This window comes from Micromonospora sp. NPDC048843 (genome assembly GCF_040649965.1).
Classification (GTDB): Bacteria; Actinomycetota; Actinomycetes; order Mycobacteriales; family Micromonosporaceae; genus Micromonospora; species Micromonospora hortensis.
This window is the reverse complement of record NZ_JBEZGJ010000017.1, coordinates 38267-57273: the sequence shown is the minus strand read 5'-3', so window position 1 is coordinate 57273 and position 19007 is coordinate 38267. Positions and strand designations below refer to the sequence as shown.

At 70.4% G+C, this 19007-nt stretch carries 17 protein-coding genes; 6 read left to right on the top strand and 11 right to left on the bottom strand.

What is annotated here, in order from left to right:
• Positions 1-35 precede the first annotated feature (35 nt).
• Genes AB0C20_RS06770 through AB0C20_RS06750 form a run of 5 tightly spaced genes read right to left on the bottom strand, consistent with a single transcriptional unit; the run spans position 36 to position 4273 of the window.
• A complete protein-coding gene (locus tag AB0C20_RS06770; RefSeq protein ID WP_357180071.1) occupies positions 36-896 on the bottom strand; it encodes an alpha/beta fold hydrolase in 861 nt (286 codons plus the stop codon).
• Positions 893-1765, bottom strand: coding sequence for an SDR family oxidoreductase (locus AB0C20_RS06765; protein WP_357180074.1), 873 nt, complete (start codon positions 1763-1765; stop codon positions 893-895). The genes AB0C20_RS06770 and AB0C20_RS06765 overlap by 4 nt, the downstream gene beginning before the upstream one ends.
• Complete coding sequence (locus tag AB0C20_RS06760; protein ID WP_357180076.1) at positions 1755-3248, bottom strand: NAD(P)/FAD-dependent oxidoreductase; 1494 nt, start codon at positions 3246-3248, stop codon at positions 1755-1757. Before AB0C20_RS06760 ends, AB0C20_RS06765 begins: the two co-directional genes overlap by 11 nt.
• Positions 3249-3548, bottom strand: a complete 300-nt coding sequence (locus AB0C20_RS06755; RefSeq protein WP_357180079.1) for a DUF4873 domain-containing protein — start codon at positions 3546-3548, stop codon at positions 3249-3251.
• On the bottom strand, positions 3545-4273 hold the full coding sequence (locus AB0C20_RS06750; RefSeq protein WP_357180082.1) for a TetR/AcrR family transcriptional regulator: 729 nt from the start codon (positions 4271-4273) through the stop codon (positions 3545-3547). The genes AB0C20_RS06755 and AB0C20_RS06750 overlap by 4 nt, the downstream gene beginning before the upstream one ends.
• A gap of 48 nt (positions 4274-4321) precedes the next feature.
• On the opposite strand from AB0C20_RS06750, the gene AB0C20_RS06745 reads away from it, so the two are divergent.
• A complete protein-coding gene (locus AB0C20_RS06745; RefSeq protein ID WP_357180085.1) occupies positions 4322-5212 on the top strand; it encodes a diiron oxygenase in 891 nt (296 codons plus the stop codon).
• Positions 5213-5281: 69 nt separating this feature from the next.
• On the opposite strand, the gene AB0C20_RS06740 is transcribed toward AB0C20_RS06745, so the two are convergent.
• Entirely contained in the window at positions 5282-5788 is a 507-nt protein-coding gene (locus AB0C20_RS06740) for a VOC family protein (RefSeq protein WP_357567544.1), read from the bottom strand.
• A 92-nt stretch (positions 5789-5880) separates the two neighbouring features.
• Positions 5881-6405: a winged helix-turn-helix domain-containing protein gene (locus AB0C20_RS06735; RefSeq protein ID WP_238682553.1), complete on the bottom strand. Its 525-nt coding sequence runs from the start codon at positions 6403-6405 to the stop codon at positions 5881-5883.
• Between the two features lie 241 nt (positions 6406-6646).
• Between AB0C20_RS06735 and AB0C20_RS06730 the strand changes: the two genes are divergently transcribed.
• The gene (locus tag AB0C20_RS06730) at positions 6647-11071 is read left to right on the top strand and encodes a S8 family serine peptidase (protein WP_357567543.1); all 4425 of its coding nucleotides are present in this window, start codon (positions 6647-6649) and stop codon (positions 11069-11071) included.
• A 73-nt stretch (positions 11072-11144) separates the two neighbouring features.
• Here the strand turns inward: AB0C20_RS06730 and AB0C20_RS06725 are convergent, their stop codons facing one another.
• On the bottom strand, positions 11145-11651 hold the full coding sequence (locus tag AB0C20_RS06725; RefSeq protein WP_357180093.1) for a winged helix-turn-helix domain-containing protein: 507 nt from the start codon (positions 11649-11651) through the stop codon (positions 11145-11147).
• Positions 11652-11920: 269 nt separating this feature from the next.
• Between AB0C20_RS06725 and AB0C20_RS06720 the strand changes: the two genes are divergently transcribed.
• From AB0C20_RS06720 to AB0C20_RS06705, 4 genes are read left to right on the top strand one after another with little or no spacing between them, the layout of a single operon-like run.
• Positions 11921-12898: a phosphatase PAP2 family protein gene (locus tag AB0C20_RS06720; RefSeq protein ID WP_357567542.1), complete on the top strand. Its 978-nt coding sequence runs from the start codon at positions 11921-11923 to the stop codon at positions 12896-12898.
• A 16-nt stretch (positions 12899-12914) separates the two neighbouring features.
• On the top strand, positions 12915-13607 hold the full coding sequence (locus AB0C20_RS06715; RefSeq protein WP_357567541.1) for a response regulator transcription factor: 693 nt from the start codon (positions 12915-12917) through the stop codon (positions 13605-13607).
• The gene (locus tag AB0C20_RS06710; RefSeq protein WP_357567540.1) at positions 13604-15064 is read left to right on the top strand and encodes an ATP-binding protein; all 1461 of its coding nucleotides are present in this window, start codon (positions 13604-13606) and stop codon (positions 15062-15064) included. Before AB0C20_RS06715 ends, AB0C20_RS06710 begins: the two co-directional genes overlap by 4 nt.
• Positions 15061-15564 carry a hypothetical protein gene (locus tag AB0C20_RS06705; RefSeq protein WP_357567539.1) on the top strand — a complete coding sequence of 168 codons (504 nt, stop codon included), beginning with the start codon at positions 15061-15063 and terminating at the stop codon, positions 15562-15564. The genes AB0C20_RS06710 and AB0C20_RS06705 overlap by 4 nt, the downstream gene beginning before the upstream one ends.
• Positions 15565-15582: 18 nt before the next feature.
• Here AB0C20_RS06705 and AB0C20_RS06700 read toward each other — a convergent pair whose 3' ends face one another.
• From AB0C20_RS06700 to AB0C20_RS06690, 3 genes are read right to left on the bottom strand one after another with little or no spacing between them, the layout of a single operon-like run.
• Positions 15583-16608: a D-alanine--D-alanine ligase family protein gene (locus tag AB0C20_RS06700; protein WP_357180105.1), complete on the bottom strand. Its 1026-nt coding sequence runs from the start codon at positions 16606-16608 to the stop codon at positions 15583-15585.
• Complete coding sequence (alr, locus tag AB0C20_RS06695; RefSeq protein WP_357567538.1) at positions 16605-17747, bottom strand: alanine racemase; 1143 nt, start codon at positions 17745-17747, stop codon at positions 16605-16607. Before alr ends, AB0C20_RS06700 begins: the two co-directional genes overlap by 4 nt.
• Positions 17744-18907, bottom strand: coding sequence for an acyltransferase (locus AB0C20_RS06690; protein ID WP_357567537.1), 1164 nt, complete (start codon positions 18905-18907; stop codon positions 17744-17746). Before AB0C20_RS06690 ends, alr begins: the two co-directional genes overlap by 4 nt.
• Between the last annotated feature and the right edge of the window lie 100 nt (positions 18908-19007).

The window sequence follows — 19007 nt, the reverse complement described above, 5'->3', positions numbered from 1 at the left end:
GAGATTAGGAGCGAACTTGCACAGCCTGCAAGTTTTTAGAGTGTGAAGTGATCTTCCTGACTCGTGACCTGGACGCGTACCGACTGGTCCGGTCGCTCGGTGCGGGGCACGGCGCCGGTGGTCTCCAGGATGAGCGCGGCGACCAGGTCCGGGTCGTCGCTCATCGGCACGTGCCCGCAACGGGGAAGCGTCACGACCCGCGCCGCCGGCAGGCCGGCCCGGGCGCGCTCGGCCTGGTGGACGCCGAATATCCGGTCGCAGTCCCCCCAGCCGATGGTCACCGGCACCGTCGCGTCGGACAGCCGAGGGCAGTCGAAGCGATAGTCGCGGGCGGCCCGGGCCACGGCGTTGAAGCCGACGCCGCGTCGCAGGGCGAGCGCGTCGCCCAGCGCGCGCTCGACATCCAGCAGCGTCGGGCGGGCCATCAGCGGCGCGAAGCACAACGCCCGTAGGTACGCCGAGCGCAGTGCGACCCGCATGACCGTGGTGGGCAGGTGCGAGTTGGCCCGCAGCAGCCGGAGGATGGCCAGCGCCCGTCGGCGCTCCGCCGGTGTGAAGAAGCCGGCGGGGGAGAAGGCGGTGGCCGAGGCGACAGCCCCGGTGGCGGCAAGCTCCAGGGCGATCGCCCCGCCGAGGCTGTAGCCGGCGACGTGCGGACGCTCCAGCCCCCACTCGGTCAGCGCCGGCAGGACCCCGGCCACTGTGGCGGCCATGTCGGCGGGCATGCCGGTGCCGGGCACCGGGGAGTTCCCGAAGCCGGGCAGGTCCAGCGCGAACACCTCGTGGTGGGCGGTGAGCCGGTCGAACACCGGCTCCCACGCCTGATGGCGGTGACCGATGCCGTGGATGAGCACGAGCGGCTCTCCGCTGCCCGCACGTCGGAAATGAATGCTCATGACCGCTCTCCCACCGACGTCCTGCCAAAGGAACGCCCGAGCTGGCGTACCTCGTCTTCCATCTGGCCGACCATGGTCTGGCCGCCGAACCGGGTGATCAACGCGTCCGAGAGGCCGCTCAGCACCACCGGCCGCAGCGCCTGGACCAGGGCGAGCGACCGCGGCACGTACACCTTGCGCTTGCGGCGCTCGATGCCGCGGAGCAGGGCCTCGACGCACTGCTCGACGGGCACGACTGTGGACAGCGGCCACGGCAACCGGCGCAGCGCGGTGCGGAACGACGCCAGGTCGTCACGGATGTCGCGGACCAGGTCGGTGTCGATCCAGATCGGATGCACCGTGCCGACTGTGACGCCGCGTGAGCGTGTCTCCAGGCGCAGCACGTTGGCGAACTGCTCCACGCCGGCCTTGGACGCGCAGTAGGCGGCCATCCCGGGCATCGCCGTGAAAGCGGCAGCCGACGAGACGATCAGGACGTGGCCACGGGCGGCGGTGACGTGAGGCAGCGCCGCGCTGACAGTGCGGATCGCGCCACAGAGGTTCACCTCGACGGTACGGACCAGCGCGTCGACCGGCCCCACCGCGACGGTGCCGAGGTTCGCGATGCCCGCGTTGGCCACGACGACGTCGATGCCACCGAGATGGTCCACAGTGGAGGCGACAGCGGCATCCAACGCCGTTTGATCGGTGACGTCACACTCGTACCAGTGCGCGTCGAGGTCGGCGCTGAGCTGTTCGAGCAGCTCGCCCTCCAGACCGACGAGGGCGACCCGGGCCCCGCGGGCGACGGCCTCGCGGGCCAGTTGCGCCCCGATGCCGCGCGCCGCGCCGGTGATGAGCATGGTCTTGCCCGCCAGGTCATACCGCATCGGCGTGCTCCCGCTCCGATTCGTTGGGCGTGCTGCCGGTCGAGGCGATCTGATAGTCGGCCGGGCGGAACCGGCGTAGCCGCATGCGGAAACTGGTGGCGAAGCCCGGCCAGATGGTGGTGTTGCGGCCGGTGGCGTCGAGGTACCAGCTCGAACAGCCGGTCTGCCATACGGTTCCGGCCATCTTCTGGTCGACCCGCTCGGTCCAGCGTCGTTGCGCCCGCGCGGTGGGCTCGATGGCCTGGATGCCAGTGGCCCGCATGTGACGCAGGGCCGCGAGCACCAGATGCAGCTGCGCCTCGATCATCAGCACCACCGAGGTGTGCCCGAGCCCGGTGTTCGGGCCGAGCAGGAAGAACAGGTTGGGGAAGCCGGCGATGGTAGTGCCCCGGTACGCGTGCATGCTGGGGGTCCACGCGTCGCCCAGGCTACGCCCGCCCCGACCGTGGATGCGCCGTACGACGGGGGAGTCGGTGACGTGGAAGCCGGTTCCGAGGATGATCGTGTCCGCTCGGTGGTGGACGTCGTCGTCGGTGACGAGACCGTCCGGCACGATCCGGGCGATGCCGGCGGTGACCACGTCGACGTTCGCTCGGGTGAGCGACGGCCAGTAGTCGTTGGAGATCAACACCCGCTTGCAGCCCATCGCGTAGCGGGGGGTGAGCTTGTCCCGCAGGATCGGGTCGGGGACCTGACGCCGCAGCGTACGAACTGACAGGCGCGAGGCGAGGCGGTTGACCGCGGGGTGCAGGAAGCCCAGGCCCATGCTTTCGCGTACCAGATAGAGCCCCGCCCGGGCGGCCCGCTGCGCACCGGGCACGGTGCGGAACGCGGCCTGCTCGACAGCGCTGATCCGGCGCGACATCCTCGGCATGATCCAGGCGGGGGTGCGCTGGAAGAGCATCAGCTTCTCGACCGTCGGCTGAATCTGTGGCACGAACTGGATGGCTGATGCGCCGGTGCCGATCACCGCGACGCGCCGGTCGGTCAGGTCGTGGTCGTGCCGCCATCGGGCGGAGTGGAACACGGTGCCGGCGAACTCGTCGATCCCGGGCAGGTCGGGGACGGCCGGGTCGCTGAGCGGGCCGGCGGCACAGATCAGGACCCGGGCGCTGTGGTCGCCGCCCGAGGTGCGCAACAGCCAGCGTTGGCGCTGGTCGTCCCACAGCGCCTGCCGCACCTCGTGGCGCAACCGCAACCTCGGACGTATCCCGAAGCGGTCGACGCAGCCGCGTAGGTAGTCCCAGATCTCCGGCTGGCTGGAGAACGTGTTCGACCAGCCGGGGTTGGGGGCGAAGGAGAACGAGTAGAGGTGCGACGGGACATCGCAGGCGCAGCCCGGGTAGCTGTTGTCACGCCAGGTGCCGCCGACGTCCTCACCCCGGTCGAACACGAGGAAGTCGGTGAAGCCGGCCCGCTGGAGGCGGATGGCGGCGCCCAGGCCACCGAAGCCGGCGCCGATGATGGCAACGTCTGTCTCCATTCACTCCTCCGTGAAGTCGGGCGCGCGAGTCGTGTCGGCCACCGGCGGCCAGGGTGGATCGCCCACGCCGGTGATTCGTACGCCGCCCCACGGATCGACCTCGGCCAGTCGGGCCGCCCGGACGCGGTCGGCGATGCGCACCTCGACGTCGCGCCGGCCGGAGCGCAGCAGGTGGGCCACCCGTGGCTCGGGCTCGATTCGCCCGCCCCAGTGGAAGCGACCGTCGACCGGCTCCCACCGCCCGCTGAGGTGCACCCGGACTGCGCTGCCCTCGATACCCGCCGGGCCGTGGTAGCTCACGGCACGATCCGCTCGTGGGCGCGGGTGAGCTCGTGCGGCAGGTCGGCGCTGGCCCGCACCCCCTCGATGCCGCTCCACAGCAGGGCGGTCAGGTAGTCGGTGAGGGCGGCCCGGCTGATCGGCTGGCCGTGCGTGGTCCACCAGTCGCCGACCGCCTGCACGAAACCCACAAGGCCGTACGCCCAGGGCTCGGCGGGACCGGCGTCCAGGCCCAACGTGCGTAGTCGGTCGCCGATCACCCGGGCGAGCCCGGCGGCCACCTGCCGGCTGGTGCCGGCGATCACCTGGTGGATGCCGGGGTCGCCGGACTGGTGTATCAGGAACCGGTAGAGCCTCGGCTCCGACTCGATCACGCCCAGGTAGGCGTCGATCGTCGCTTCGACCAGGCCACGTTCTTCGCGGACCTGTTCGATCGCGGGCGCGATGGTGTCGACCATCCGGGCCGCCACCACCTCGCTGACCGCTACCCAGAGCTGCGACTTGTCGGCGAAGTAGCGGTACAGGACCGGTTTGCTGACGCCCGCGGCGGCGGCCACCTGTTCCATGTCGACCTCCGGCCCGTGCCGCAGCAGCGCCTGCACGGCGGCACCGACCAACTGCTGCCGTCGTTGCTCACGATGGTCTGCCCAGCGGTCTCGGCGGCCGTTGCCCTTCGCCTTCGGACTGCCGTCGGGGGGCGTGGCCGGCGGATCGGGCGCATTGACATCGGTGAGCGGCGATTGCATGCTACTACTCGTAACAGTTACTGGTCGTCACGTCAATATGGAGGAGCCATGGAGGCGGCGGAAACCGGGCGCGCGGCGGTCGCCGAGCGACTACTCACGTCCTCACTGCGGACCAGCTACGACCCCACCGTCGAGATCGACTGGAACGCCCCGCACACCCCCGGCGCCTACTGGCTCCCGCCAGAGCGCAGCAGCCTCTACGGCACGTCACTGTGGGAGCAGCTCAGCGAGGAGCAGCGCGTCGAGCTGACCAAGCAGGAGGTGGCCAGCGCGGCCAGCGCCGGGCTGTGGTTCGAGACGATCCTCATGCAGATGCTGATCCGTGAGTACTACCGCGCCGACCCGACCAGCAGGCAGGCCCAGTACGCGTTGACCGAGGTCGCCGACGAGTGCCGGCACTCCATCATGTTCGGCCGGCTCATCGAGGCGATGGGTTGTCCGGTGTACCGCGCCAGCACTGTGGACCACCACCTCGGACGCTTCCTCAAGGCCACTGCCAGCGGCCCTCGGATGTACGCCGCGATCCTCATCGCGGAGGAGATCCTCGACGCGTTCCAGCGCGAGATCATGGCGGACGAGTCGCTCCAGCCGCTCATCCGGATGGTCTCCCGCATCCACGTGGTGGAGGAGGCGCGACATGTCCGGTTCGCCCGCGAGGAACTGACCGCCGCGGTCGCGGCCACCGGTCCGGTGGGCATGGCGTACGCCCGGCTGTTGGTCGGTCGCGCCGCCTCCACGATCGCCAACCGCCTGATCCATCCCGACGTGTACACGGCGGTGGGCATTCCGCCCGCGGTCGGTCGGGCCGCTGCCCGCGCCAACCCGCACTGGCGTGCCACCCTCCGCTGGTCCGCGGCACGGGTACACGCCAACCTGGCGCACGTTGGCCTGGTGGCTGGGCCGGGGCGTCTGCTGTGGGCCCGCGCCGGGCTGATCTGACCCGTTGCCCCTCAGGGGGCGGCATGGGGTGGGCCGATCCCGGCCGGACCCCACGCCGCCCGTGTGGGCTCACTCGCTGCGGGCGAAGCCACCCTTCGGCGCGATGATCTCCAGGTTCGTCCCGTCCGGGTCGTTGAAGTACGCGACAGCGGTGCCGACCGCCGCCGGCGGCTCCACCTCGCCGGACGCGAACGTGTACGGCTGTCCGAGGAACTCGAACCCGGCCTCGCTCATCCGGTCGTAGACGGCGCGCACGTCGTCCACGTGGAAGCACAGGTGCATCGAGCCGGGCCGGTTGGCAGCCACCTGGGCGGCGTCGCCGACCGGCTCCTGGAACTGGATCAGGTCGATCCCGAGGTTGTCGAGGTTGAACGTGGCGTACCGCAGCTTCGTCGTCGGCAATCCCTGTGACTGCGCGAAACCGGCACCGTGCATGCTTTCGTCCCGAACGACCGGTTCCGCGCCGAGCAGGGCCTGATAGAACGCGACCGAGCGGTCGAGGTCACTCACCGCGATCCCGACGTGCGCGGCCCTCTTCAGCCCGATGGACACGGTCGAGGGATTGGGGAATGCCATCCTGACTCTCCTTACCAGCGCTCTTTGTCGCCTGTGTTGATGCTGATCTTCCTGGCGTACCCAGGGCGAGATCAGTTCATGCGACGTCGCCGTCAGGCCCGTTCGACCCGCGCCTGCTGGTGATCGGTCAGCCGCAGCCCCACGCCGCGCACGACATCGATGGTGGCCCCGGTGCCCAGGTCGTGCAGCTTGCGGCGCAGCCGCTTGACCAGCGACTGAACGTCCGCCTTGCGTTCGCGCCCCTCATCACCCCAGACCGACCGGTGCAGCTCGGCGTAGCTCCAGACCCGTGCCGGCTCGGTGATCAGGCAGGTCAGCAGGTCGTGTTCCAGGCGGGTGAGGTCGATCTCACGTTCCCCGCAGCGGGCGCTGGAGCGGGCCGAGTCGATCACCAGGGCGGCGACCGGCGTCGGTTCGGACGGGACGGCTACCTGCTGCGGGGCGGCGATCAGCCGGCGCAGCTCGTCGAGGTCGGCGACCAGCAGCAGCGGTGCGATGCCGTCGAGAAGCTCCGCGAGCCGGATGCGCTCGGCCGGCGACGGGGTCACCGCGATCAGCAGTGGGAACGGCTCGTCGGCCGGATCACCCCTGTTCACCGTTGCCTCGTCCTCGGCCACCGCACCACCCGGGATCGATGGGCATCCCTGCCCAGCTCTCGTCACGGTTCTGACAATGATTGGCAAGCGTGCCGCCAGCCAGGGCAACTCTTAGCGACAAGTTGCTCACGGCAAGTTCTTGATCGTCCGTTCTTCTCGATCATAGTGTCCACTCGGGCAACCGGCGTGACCCGCGCGGTGCATGGGGGAGGTCTCACCATGGCCCATTACACCCTGGGTCGTTCTGAGGGAGGCAGCACCGATGTTCAGACGTCCACAATGGCGGCGCGCGGCCAGATCACTGGTGAGCGCCGGCGCGGCGACGATCCTCGCCGCGACATGCTTGGCCACGATCAGCTCGGGCGCGCAGGCCGCGCCGGGCGGTGCGATGGGGGCGGGCGCCCAGACCGGGGACAAGATCCGACCGGAGCTCGCCAAGCAGCTCCAGGCCAAGAGTGAAGGGGACTTCTGGATTCGGTTCAAGGACCGGGCGGACCTGAGCAAGGCCAGCGCCATCACTGACTGGTCGAAGCGTGGTACGGCGGTGGCGGACGCGCTGCGCAAGACCGCCGCCGCGAGCCAGGGCAAGATCCGGGCCGACCTCGACAGCTCGGGCACCAAGTACCAGACCTTCTGGGCCACCAACGCCATCAAGGTGAACAGCGGTTCGCTGGCGATGGCCAAGAAGTTCGCCGGGCACTCGGAGGTCGAGGGCCTCTACGCGCCGGTCGCGTACAAGGTGCCGGAGACGACCAAGGGCACCGACGAGAAGACGGTGAACGCCTTGGAGTGGGGCATCGCCAACATCAACGCCGACGACGTCTGGTCCCAGTACGGCGTCAAGGGCGAGGGCATCACCGTCGCGAACATCGACACCGGGGTGCAGTTCAACCACCCGGCGCTGGTGAACTCCTACCGGGGCAACAACGGCGACGGGACGTTCGACCACAACTACAACTGGTTCAACGCCGCCAACGCCACCGGGGCCTGCGCCACCGCCCCCTGTGACGACGATGGCCACGGTACGCACACGATGGGCACCATGGCCGGCTCCGACGGCGCGAACCAGATCGGTGTCGCCCCCGGGGTCAAGTGGATCGCGGCGAACGGTTGCTGCCCCAGTGACGCCGCTCTGGTCGAATCCGGTCAGTGGATGCTCGAACCGCTGGACCTCAACGGTCAGAACGCGGACGCGAGCAAGCGCCCCAACGTCATCAACAACTCCTGGGGCACCCAGGACCCGTCCAACGAGCCGTTCATGGAGGACGTGACGAACGCCTGGGCCGCGTCCGGGATATTCGGCGCCTGGTCCAACGGCAACAGCGGGCCGGCCTGCCAGACCAGTGGCTCGCCGGGCAGCCTCGTCAGCAACTACTCGACCGGCGCGTACGACAGCAACAACAACGTCGCCGGCTTCTCCTCGCGCGGCGCCGGTCAGAACGGCGAGATCAAGCCCAACATCTCGGCCCCGGGCGTGAACGTCCGGTCGAGCATCCCGGGCAGCGCCTACGGCAGCATCAGCGGCACCTCGATGGCCTCACCGCACCTCGCGGGCGCGATCGCGCTGCTGTACTCGGCGGCACCGTCGCTGGTCGGCGACGTCAACGCGACCCGCGCGCTGCTCAACGGCGCCGCGATCGACAAGGCCGACGACCAGTGTGGTGGCACCGCCGCCGACAACAACGTCTACGGCGAAGGCCGACTGGACGCCCTCGCGTTGCTCAACGCCGCCCCGACCGGCGACATCGGCACGCTGGCCGGCACTGTCACCGACGCGACCTCCGGCGCCCCGATCGCCGGCGCGACACTGACGCTGACCGGCGCGTCCGATCGTGAGCTGACCACCGGTGCCGACGGCACGTTCTCCACCCAACTGCCCGTCGGCGACTACCAGGTCGCCGTCGCGGCGTTCGGGTACGCCAGCACCACCAGGACGGCAACGGTCGCGAAGGGTGCCACCACGACGCTCAACGTCGCCCTCACGGCGGTGCCGAGTGTCACCGTCAGCGGAGCGGTCACCGACGGCTCCGGCCACGGCTGGCCGTTGTACGCGAAGGTGACAGTGACGGGCGTGTCCGGTGTCTACGACTACACCACCCCGTCGAACGGTCGCTACAGCATCAAGCTGCCGGCCGGCCAGACGTACACCCTGAAGTACGAGCCGCAGTACCCGGGCTACCAGACCGTCACCAAGGAGGTCGTTGTCGGCTCGGGCAACGCCACCGCCAATGTCGCGGTGCCGGTGGACAGCAGCGTCTGCACCACCGCGCCGGGGTACACGACCGGCTCCGACGGTGAGTACGAGACCTTCGACGCCACTACCACGCCGGCCGGCTGGACCGTCGTTGACAACGCGGGCAGCGGTCAGGTCTGGAAGTTCACCGACGACGGCGACCGGGGCAACCTGACCGGCGGCACCGGCAACTTCGCGATGATCGACAGCGACAACTACGGTGCCGGCACCAGCCAGGACACCTCCCTGGTCAGCCCGGTGGTCGACCTGACCAGCGTCACGGCCCCGGTCATCCGGTTCAACCAGGACTTCAACCAGCTCAACGACGACACCGCCGACGTGGATCTGAGCATCGACGGCGGTGCCACCTGGACCAACGTGCTCCGGCAGGAGACCGACGTCCGGGGACCTAAGCTGACCGAGATTCCGATCCCGCAGGCGGCCGGCCAGGCGCAGGTGCAGGTTCGGTTCCACTACTACGACGCCTCGTACGAGTGGTGGTGGGAGGTCGACAACGTCCTGATCGGCAGCCAGGTCACCTGCGTGCCGGTCGACGGCGGTCTGGTCGTCGGCAACGTCCGCGACAAGAACGACGACAGCTACGTCAACGGCGCTACCGTCACCAGCAAGGACCGGCCCGCCGAGAAGGCCGTCACAGTGGCGACCCCGGACGACCCGGGGCTGGCGGACGGCTTCTACTGGCTCTACTCGTCGCTGACCGGCGAGCACCCGTTCACGGCGACCGCCGGCAACTACGTCAGCCAGACCAAGCCTGTCGACGTCGAGGCCGACTGGGCGACCACCGCGAACTTCCAGCTCGCGGCCGGTCGACTGGCGGTGACGCCGACGCAGCTGAGCGCGACGCTCCAGATGCCCAACGGCAAGACGAGTAAGACGTTCACGGTGACCAACACCGGCGGCGCGCCGGTCGAGGTCAAGTTCGGTGAGCGGGACAACGGGTTCGAACTCCTGCGGGCGGACGGTTCCACTGTCACCCGGCAGCAGGTGCTCGGGTCCAGCGGCGCGCCGGAGCAGCGGCTCACCGTACCGACGTCGTTCGCCGCCAAGGCGTCCGGCAAGGAGGCCAAGGCGGCTGCCGCGGCGGCCGGCCCGCAGGCGGCGCCGTGGACCGACATCGCCAACTACCCGGCCACGATCATGGACAACCGGGTGGTGAACCTGGACGGCAAGGTGTATTCGATCGGTGGCGGCGACGGTGAGGCCTCCACCACCAAGAACTACGCCTACGACCCGGCCGCGCAGACCTGGACGGCGATCGCCGACCTTCCCGGCGCGCGTAACGCAGTGACAGCGGGCGTGGTGAACGGCAAGATCATTGTCAGCGGTGGCTGGGGCGACGCCGGCCCGGACTCCGCCACCTGGTCGTACGACCCGGGGGCCAACACCTGGACGGAACTGGCCGACAACCCGGCACCGCGGGCCGCGGCCGGTCAGGCCGTCGTCGACGGCAAGCTGTACGCGGTCGGTGGCTGCACGACGGCGGCCTGTCTGCCGATGTCGAACAGCGTCGTCCGGTACGACCCGACCGGTGACAAGTGGGAGGCGATGGCCAACTACCCGAAGTCGGTGGCCTTCGCCTCCTGTGGCGGGATCGACGGCGTCCTCTACTGCACCGGCGGCAACGATGGTTCCGTCGCGCAGAAGTCCAGCTACGCCTTCGACCCGGGCGCCAACACCTGGACCGCCGTCGCCGACGCGCCGGCCGACAACTGGGCCAGCTCGTACGCCGTCGCCAGCGGCAAGCTCCTCGTCGTCGGTGGCTCGCAGGGTGGGGCCATCAGCAACGCCGGCTTCGCCTTCGACCCGGCCGCCGGTTCGTGGTCCAACCTGCCCAACGCCAACACCGCGCGGTACCGCGGCGGCGCGGCGTGCGGCTTCTACAAGATCGGCGGCTCGTCCGGCAGCTTCAACGCGGCTCCGGAGAGCGAGGTGCTCCCGGGCTTCGAGGGATGCTCCGAGTCGGCCGCCGACGTCAGCTGGATGACCATCGACAAGTCGGCGGTCACCCTCGCACCGGGTGCGAAGGTCACTGTCACCGTCGGTCTGACGGCGAACGTGGACCAGCCGGGCACCTACTCCGGCGCGGTCGCGATCTCCGAGAACACCCCGTACTCGGTGGCGCCGGTTGCGGTGACCATGACCGCGAACCCCCCGAAGACCTGGGGCAAGCTCATGGGTACGGTCACCGGCACCAGCTGCCAGGGTGCGACAGCGCCGCTCGCCGGCGCGGTCGTGCAGGTCGACTCGTGGGCGGCGTCGTACACCTTCGCCACCGACGCCGAGGGCAAGTACGCCTACTGGGTGGACCGCCGCAACAATCCGCTCACGATGATCGTGGCCAAGGACGGCTGGAAGCCGCAGACCCGTCAGACCAGGATCGACACCGCCGCTCCGACTGTGGAGAACTTCGGGTTGGCGCCCATCAAGTGCTGACGCCTGAGCACTAGCCGAAGAAGTCCGGCCCGCCTGGTCCCCGACCAGGCGGGCCGGACCGCGCCCGGGGTGATCAGACGGGAGCGAGCCGGAAGCCGACGCCGCGTACCGAGTGGATCGTCGCCGTGGCGTTGAGACTGGCGAGCTTGCCGCGCACCCGGCGGATCACCGAGTGCATGTCGGAGCCCCGGCCGAGGTGCCGGTTGCCCCAGACCTCGAGGTGCAGGCGCTCGTAGGTCCAGACCTGACCGGGCGCGTGCACCAGGCAGAGCAGGACGTCGTGCTCCAACCGGGTCAGGTCGATCTCCTGGTCGCGCCACCGCAGCACCCGGCGGTCGGAGTCCACGGCCAGATCCGGTGGTGGTGGCTGTGGGCTCGGCGCCACCTCGGCGAGCGCCACAGTGGTCGGGGGAGCCGAGGCGGCAGGCGCCTCGACCACCCCGAGGAACTCTCGTGCCTGGTCGACTGTCGAGACGATCAGGAAGGCGTCACTGCCGCCGAGCAGCCGGGCCAGATGTCGCCGCTCGGCCGGCGAGGATGCGATGCCGATGACCAGGCTGGCCACTGGAATTCCCTGCATGTGCCAACACCTTCCGGTTCCCCAACTCACTCCGGATGGATTTTTCGCGCCGCCGACCGAAATATCGATCGGCGTCCTGACCCTAGTGGTGGCTGATCTCGGCTGGGTAAAACATAGTTGCATGTAAGCATGTGAATCCCGCGGCGCCGTCCAGGTCCACCCGGCCCACCGCCGACGATCCGCTTTTCCGGAAGCGGTGGGAGTGGTTGTGACAGAACCAAGACAATTCGCGGACGGGGTACGGACCTGCCGAAGCGAGCATGGTCGCCATGTCCATCGGATCGTTGTACTCCGTCGGGCGGTCGACGCCCGGTCCGGCGCGACCGCTGCCCCACGCCCGCGCGGCGGTGCCACTGGGGCTTCGACTGCTCGCGGCGGCGCTGTCCGGTCTGGTTGCCCTGACCCTCACCGCCGCCGTCTTCGTGCGAACGTACCCCGGGCAGTGGCTGGACGGGGTGCTCCTGCCGCGCGCCGAGCGGGGCGGAGGGTACGAGCAGCAGACAGTGCTGGTCGGCCCGGCCAAGACCGTGCTGGCCACCTTCGGCAGCCCGAGCCTCATCGCGGCCCTGCTCGGCGTGGTGCTGCTGCTGGGTGTGCTCCGTCGCCGGCTGGTGGCGGGGGTCGTCGGCGTGGGCATGGTCGTCTGCGCGGTGCTGCTGGCCGGCGCCGTGAAATCGGAGCTGCCCCGCCCGGATCTACAGATCCTGAGCTCCACCACCCACAACAGCTTCCCCAGCGGCCATGTCGCGGCGGCGACCGCCCTGCTGCTGGCGTTCATGCTGGTCCTGCCCGGGTGGGCCCGGCGCTGGCTGGCGGCGCCGGGCGCGGCGGGTGTCTCGGTGATCGCCTCCGCCACGATGATCGCGGGCTGGCACCGGTTCAGCGACGTGCTCGGTGGCGTACTGCTGGGGGTGACACTGTTCTGCCTGGCCGCGGCGGCGTTGACGGCCTGGCCCGACGACCGCGACACGACCGGCGGTTCGGGCGGTGGCAGCCTCTGGCGCAGGCTGGCCGAAGCGGGAATCGGGCTGGTCGTGCTGGTCTGGGCGCTGCTGGTGGTCGTGCCCGGTCTGGCCGCGTCGGTGCAGCGCGGCTTGTTGATCGCCATCGTGACCACGGCCGCGTCGACGATGTTCCTGGTGGGCGCTGTGGTGTTCCTGGTGCGTTCGACGGGTTTCGCGGTGCCGCTCTCCCCGCGGAGCCCCGCGCAGGCAGCGCCAACGACCGAAACCCGAAAGATCTCATGATGGGATACTTGACGACATGTCCCAGGTGCTGTTGATCGAAGACCACCAGACGGTGCGTGACGGACTGCAGTTGGCGCTCACCCGGCAGGGCCACACAGTGCATGCCGTGGGCACCGGCGAGCAGGGGTTGGAGCGGCTGCGCACGACCCCGTCCGATGTCGTGGTCCTCGATCTCATGCTGCCCGGGATGGACGGGTTCGAGGTCTGCCGCCGGATCCGGCAGCTCGGCGACCTGCCGATCATCATGCTCACCGCCCGCAACGACGACATGGACGTGGTGGCCGGCCTGGAGGCCGGCGCCGACGACTACGTGGTCAAGCCCGTGCAGGCCCGGGTGCTGGAGGCGCGCATCCGCGCGGTGCTGCGACGGACCGGCGGCGACTCGCGACGAGGCGGCGACCGGACCGGCCTGGAACAGCACGGTGAGTTGACCATCGATCGGGCCGCGCTGGTGGTCAGCAAGGACGGGACGCCGGTCAGCCTCGCCCCGACGGAGCTGCGACTGCTGCTCGAACTCTCGCACACGCCGGGTCAGGTGCTCAGCCGCCAGCAGCTCCTGGAGGCCGTGTGGGAGCACGGCTATCTCGGCGACTCGCGACTCGTGGACGCGTGCGTCCAGCGGGTACGCGCCAAGATCGAGGCGGATTCGTCGGCACCGGTCTACATCCAGACCGTGCGTGGTTTCGGATACCGGTTCGGGCCGCTGTGACGCGGTGGCGCCGGGTCGGCGCGTGGGTCTCGGGTCTACGGGTCCGGCTCGTCCTGGCGTTCGCGCTGCTGGGCGTGACCACGACGGTGGCGGTGGCCGGTGGCAGCTACTTCCAGGCTCGGACCGTCATCCTCCAGCAGGCGCAGGACGCCGCGGTGATGTCGCTGACCGACCAGCTCACCAAGGTCTACCCGATCGCCCAGCTTCCGCCGACCCAGGACGACCTAGAACTGTTGGCCCAGCGCCTCAGTGACCGGGAGAGCTTCGCGGTGGTCGTCTACCGGGACATGCGGGCACAGGGCGGCGGCGAATTCGCCGACCCGCTCACCCCCGAGCTGCGGCAGAAGGTCCGTGACGGTCGCATCGCCTGGCAACGGGTCTCGCTCGCCGGACAACCCGCGCTGCTCATCGGTACCCAGTTGGCGCTGGAGCGCCCGGACGGCACGTCCCGCCCGTCCGGGGTGGAGGTCTACTCGGTGCGCAATCTCGTGCCCGAGCAGCAGAGCATCGACCAGCTCGCCACCAGGGCGTGGTGGACCGGCGGGTTGTCCCTGATCCTCGCCGTCCTGCTGGCCCTGCTGTCCGCCCGCGGCGTCCTGCGACCCGTCCGCGACCTCAGCCGGGCGGCGCGCCGCCTCGGTGAGGGCGACCTGAGCACCCGGCTGACGGTCCGGGGCGCCGACGAGCTGGCGGATGTGGCACGGACCTTCAACGACACCGCGGGCACGCTGGAGCGGCAGGTCGGCGAGCTGCGGCGGTTGGAATCCGACGCCCGGCGCTTCGTGGCCGACGTCTCGCACGAACTCCGGACGCCACTGGCCGCGATGACGGCGGTCACCGACGTGCTCGACGAGGAGGCGGAGCACCTGCCAGGGGACGCGGGCCGAGCCGCCCGGCTGGTCAGCCAGGAGACGCAGAACCTCACCCAACTGGTCAACGACCTCATCGAGATCAGCAGGTTCGACTCCGGCACCGCGCGGCTGGCCCTGGACGACGTGGACGTGGCCGCGGCGGTGACAGCGACCCTGCGGATCCGCGGCTGGCTGGGCCGGGTACGAACGGAGTTGCCACCCGGCATCGTGGCCCGACTCGACCCCCGCCGACTGGACGTCATCGTCGCCAACCTGGTCGGCAACGCCTTCCGGCACGGTGCCGAGCCGGTGTCGGTGCGACTCGGCGCCGACCCGGACTGGGTCACCATCGAGGTGGCCGACCGGGGGCCCGGACTGGACGCGGAGGTGTTGCCGCACGTCTTCGACCGCCTCTACAAGGCCGACACCGCGCGAACCCGCTCCGAGGGCAGCGGCCTCGGCCTCGCCATCTCCTGGGAGAACGCGCGGCTGCACCGCCACGGCGAGCGTCGGGGGAGTCTCGTCGCGAGCAACGGCACCCACGGCGGCGCGGTGTTCACCCTCCGCCTGCCCCGCGAAACGGCGGACACCGGAGGTGCCCGGTGACCGGCCGACGAACGGGCCGCGCACTGCTCGCCGGCGGACTGCTCCTGACGCTGCTCGCGGCGGGCTGTGGGGTACAACCCAGCGCTGTCATCACCGGCCGTCCGCCGATCAGCGGCCCCGCCCAGGGCAACTGGCTCTACCTGCTCGCGCACGGCGAACTGGTGCTGGTCCTCCGCCCGGTCAACGGGGACCCGTCGCCCGCCGCCGCGCTCTCGCTGCTCGCGGCCGGTCCGCAGGAGAACGAACGCGCCCAGGGTTTCACCAGCGACGTTCCGGCCGGCCTCGACCCGGTCACTGTGACGGCGGGAGCCGATCAGGCCGGTGACCTCACGGTGCGGGCGAACATCGCCGCGCAGGCGTTGTCAGCGCACGCGGTCGACCAGATCATCTGCACGACGGTCGCCGCCGCGGCGCAGGTCAGCGCGGCGAACACCGCCACCACCGTCACGATCGTCGGGTCGGACGGCGTCCAAGCGCCCCGGGCGTGCCCGATCAGGTGACCGGGCACGCCCGCCGACTCACACCAGATGGTCGACCGCGCGTTCCGGCCGGGGCAACCCGCTGTGGTGGCCGTGGTCCTCATCGGCCAGCGCGCCGGCGATCAGGATGTCGATCAGGGAGGCGAAGCCGATACCGGCCTGCTGCCAGATCTGCGGGAACTGGGACGCGGCGGTGAAGCCGGGGAACGTGTTGACCTCGTTGACGATGGGCTCGGGCGACCCCTCGGTGGGCAGGAAGAAGTCGACCCGCAGCAGCCCACGGCAGTCGAGGGCCTGGAAGGCGCGAATCGCACGGTCCTGAAGCACCTCGGTGGTCGCCGCGTCGAGCGGGGCGGGAATCTGGAAGATCGCCCCGCCGTCGTACTTCGCGTCGTAGTCGAAGAAGCCGGCGCCGGTCACGCTGATCTCCAGCGGCGGGCCGGCCTGTACCCGGCCGTCCGGGTGCTGGAGGACCGCCACGTCGATCTCCCGTCCCCGCGCCCCCTGCTCGACGAGCACCTTCGGGTCGACCTGGCGGGCCTGTTCCAGCGCGGCGGGAACTCCCGCCCAGTCGTCCACCCTGACGACGCCCAGGCTCGACCCGGCCCGGGCCGGCTTGACAAAGACCGGCAGTTCCAGCCGACGCTGGTCCTCGGGCGACAGGGCCTCACCTGGACGCAGGGTCACCCCCGGGCTGACCCGCAGGCCCTCCGCCGCGAGGAGCCGCTTGGTGACCCCCTTGTCCATGCCGGCGGCGCTGGCGAAGACACCGTTGCCGACGTACGGCACGCCGAGCCACTCCAGCAGCGACGACACGGTGCCGTCCTCGCCGTACGGGCCGTGCAGGGCCGGGAAGACCACGTCCTGGGCACGAAGGACGCGCAACGCCGCAGGCAGAGGCGTCGGTCGACCGCCGACGTGCCACCCGCCCTCGCGGTCGATGAGCACCTCGGTGACCTGGTACCGCTCACGGTCCAGGTGGGCGAGGATGCTCGCCGCCGAGCGACAGGACACCTCGTGCTCGCCGCTCTGCCCGCCGTACAGCACTGCCAGTCGGGTTGTCATGAGTTCCGTGCCCTTCCGTGGAGGTGCTCGCGGGCCACCCGGGCCCCGATGCCGGTCAAGATCTCGTGTGGGTTGGTGTCGGCCCAGCGGGCCCACTCGACGACCGTCGGAGGGTGCTGGTCGCCCTCGGCCGGGCCGAACACCACGACCGGGTCGCCGATCGTCACGGGAAGATCCCCGGCGTCGACCACACACTGGTCCATGGCGATGCGCCCGACGATCGGGCACCGCCGGCCGGCGAGCCACACCGAGGCGCGGCCACCCGCGGCCCGGGGCAGCCCGTCGGCGTAACCGAGCGGCAGCAGCGCCAGCGTGGTCGGTGCGCCGGTCACGTGCTCGGGCCCGTAGGAGACGCCGGTGCCGGCCGGCACCCGCTTGACGTTGACAACGCTCGTGCGCAGGGTCATCGCGGGGTGCAGCCCGAACTCGCCCGGACCGCTCACGCCGAACGGGTCCACACCGTAGAGGGCGATCCCGATCCGGCAGAGGTCGAATCGGGTCCGCGGTGCGGAGAGGGCGGCCGCCGAGTTGGCCAGGTGAACGAGATCAGGAGCCAGGCCGGCCGACCGTGCGGTCCGCAGCGCCTCCTCGAAGGTCGCCACCTGACGGGTGAGCGCGGGGGCGCCCGGCAGGTCGGCGTCGGCGAGGTGGGACCACACCCCGCGCACCCGGATCCCACCCTCTCGCTCGTACTTGCGGGCCCAACCGACCAACTCGGGCCAGTCGTCCCCGGCGGCCCCGTTGCGGGACAACCCGGTGTCCGCCTTGAGCTGCACCATCGCCGGTACGCCGAGCAGACGGGCCGCGTCGGCGACGGCGTGCAGGTGCGTCGTCGTGGACACGCCGACGTCGACGCCACTCTTGATCAACATACCGAAGTCGTCATCCGGGCCGTGCAGCCAGCTCAACGTGGGCGCTGTCACACCCTCCTCGCGCAGGGTCAGCGCCTCGGCCGTCGAGGTCACTCCCAGCCAGGAGGCGCCGGCGCGCAGCGCGGCCCGGGCCACCTGCGCCGCGCCGTGGCCGAACCCGTCGGCCTTCACCACGGCCATCAGTCCGGTGCCGGTGACCGACGCGATCGTCCGCACGTTGCTGGCGATCGCGTCCAGGTCGATCAGGGCTTCGGCGAGGGCGCTCATCCGGCCGCCTCCACCCGTCGCGAGCCGGGCAGCGCGAACAGCCAGCCCGCGCGAGCCGCCAGCAGCCCGCGGTGAACGGCCAGGCTCAGAGCGATCACCAGCCCGCTCAGCAGAATCGGATAACCGAGCACGATCAGGCCCTGAGCGGACCCACCCAGTCCGGAAACCGGTGCGAGCAACAGCCGGTGCAGCAGGGCCAGGACCGGCATGTGAATGACGTAGATCGGCAGGGTGATGCGGCCGAGCCTAGCCAGCGGTTCGCTGAGCGCCGAGCACCGCGACAGCCGGGCAGCGGCGGTTATGCCGAAGATCACTGCCACCACGGAGACCGCCGGCCATACCCCGAACCACTGCTGGGCGCCGGTTGCCGCCATCGCGGCGAGCGCCAGGACGTAGCCACCCGAGGTCAGTAACAGCCGGCGGCGGGTGGCGGTGGCGGCCCACTGCTGGATCTGCGGCCGCAGGTACAGGCCGGCGAGGAAGAAGATCAGATTCTGGTAGAGGCCGGCGCGGTTGCCCGGCGTGTCGAGCAGGCCGGCGGCGGCGACGGCGGACAGCGCGGCGGCGGGGACCAGGACCAGCGCCCGGGGCACCCGGCGGGTCAACTTGGCGATCGTGAAGTACAGCGCCAGGGCGTACAGGTACCAGAGGTTGGACGGCGTGATGGTGAACTGCTCCAGCAGGCCGAGCGCCGAGGTGGCCCGGTCGGTCGGCAGTTCCGGTGCGGCGGCGAGGACCACTGTGTGAATCAGCAGCCAGACGGCGTACAGGTAGAGGAACCCGGCGATCCGGCTGCGGGCGACGACCCGCCACGGCCGCTGGGCGGCGTTCGCCGCGAAGACGCCCGAGATGGTGAAGAACAACGGCATCCGCAGCGGAAGGAACTGCTCACCCAGCGTTCCCCAGAAGCCCGGCACCGGTACGCCGATGTGCCAGTCGATCTGGAGGTAGTCCTTCACGACGACGTGCCACAGGACGACGAGGATGATGCAGACGCCCTTCGCGGCATCGGCCCACTGCGCCCGGTGTGATCCGGCGGCGGGTGCGGTCGCGGAGGCAGAGGTGGGTCCGGTCCGTTGGCGGTGGCGGAACCGGACGCGTGGCGCGTCGGGCTCCGGCTCGGCGGGCCGGGATTCGGTGGGAGAGAGCTGTTGGATCACTCACCGAAAGCTGCCAGCCGGATATCCGCACGTGATCCACGAATTGTCATGGTCCGGTAATGGACGCCGTCGGACCCGATCCGTAGGCGGTTCCGAGCCG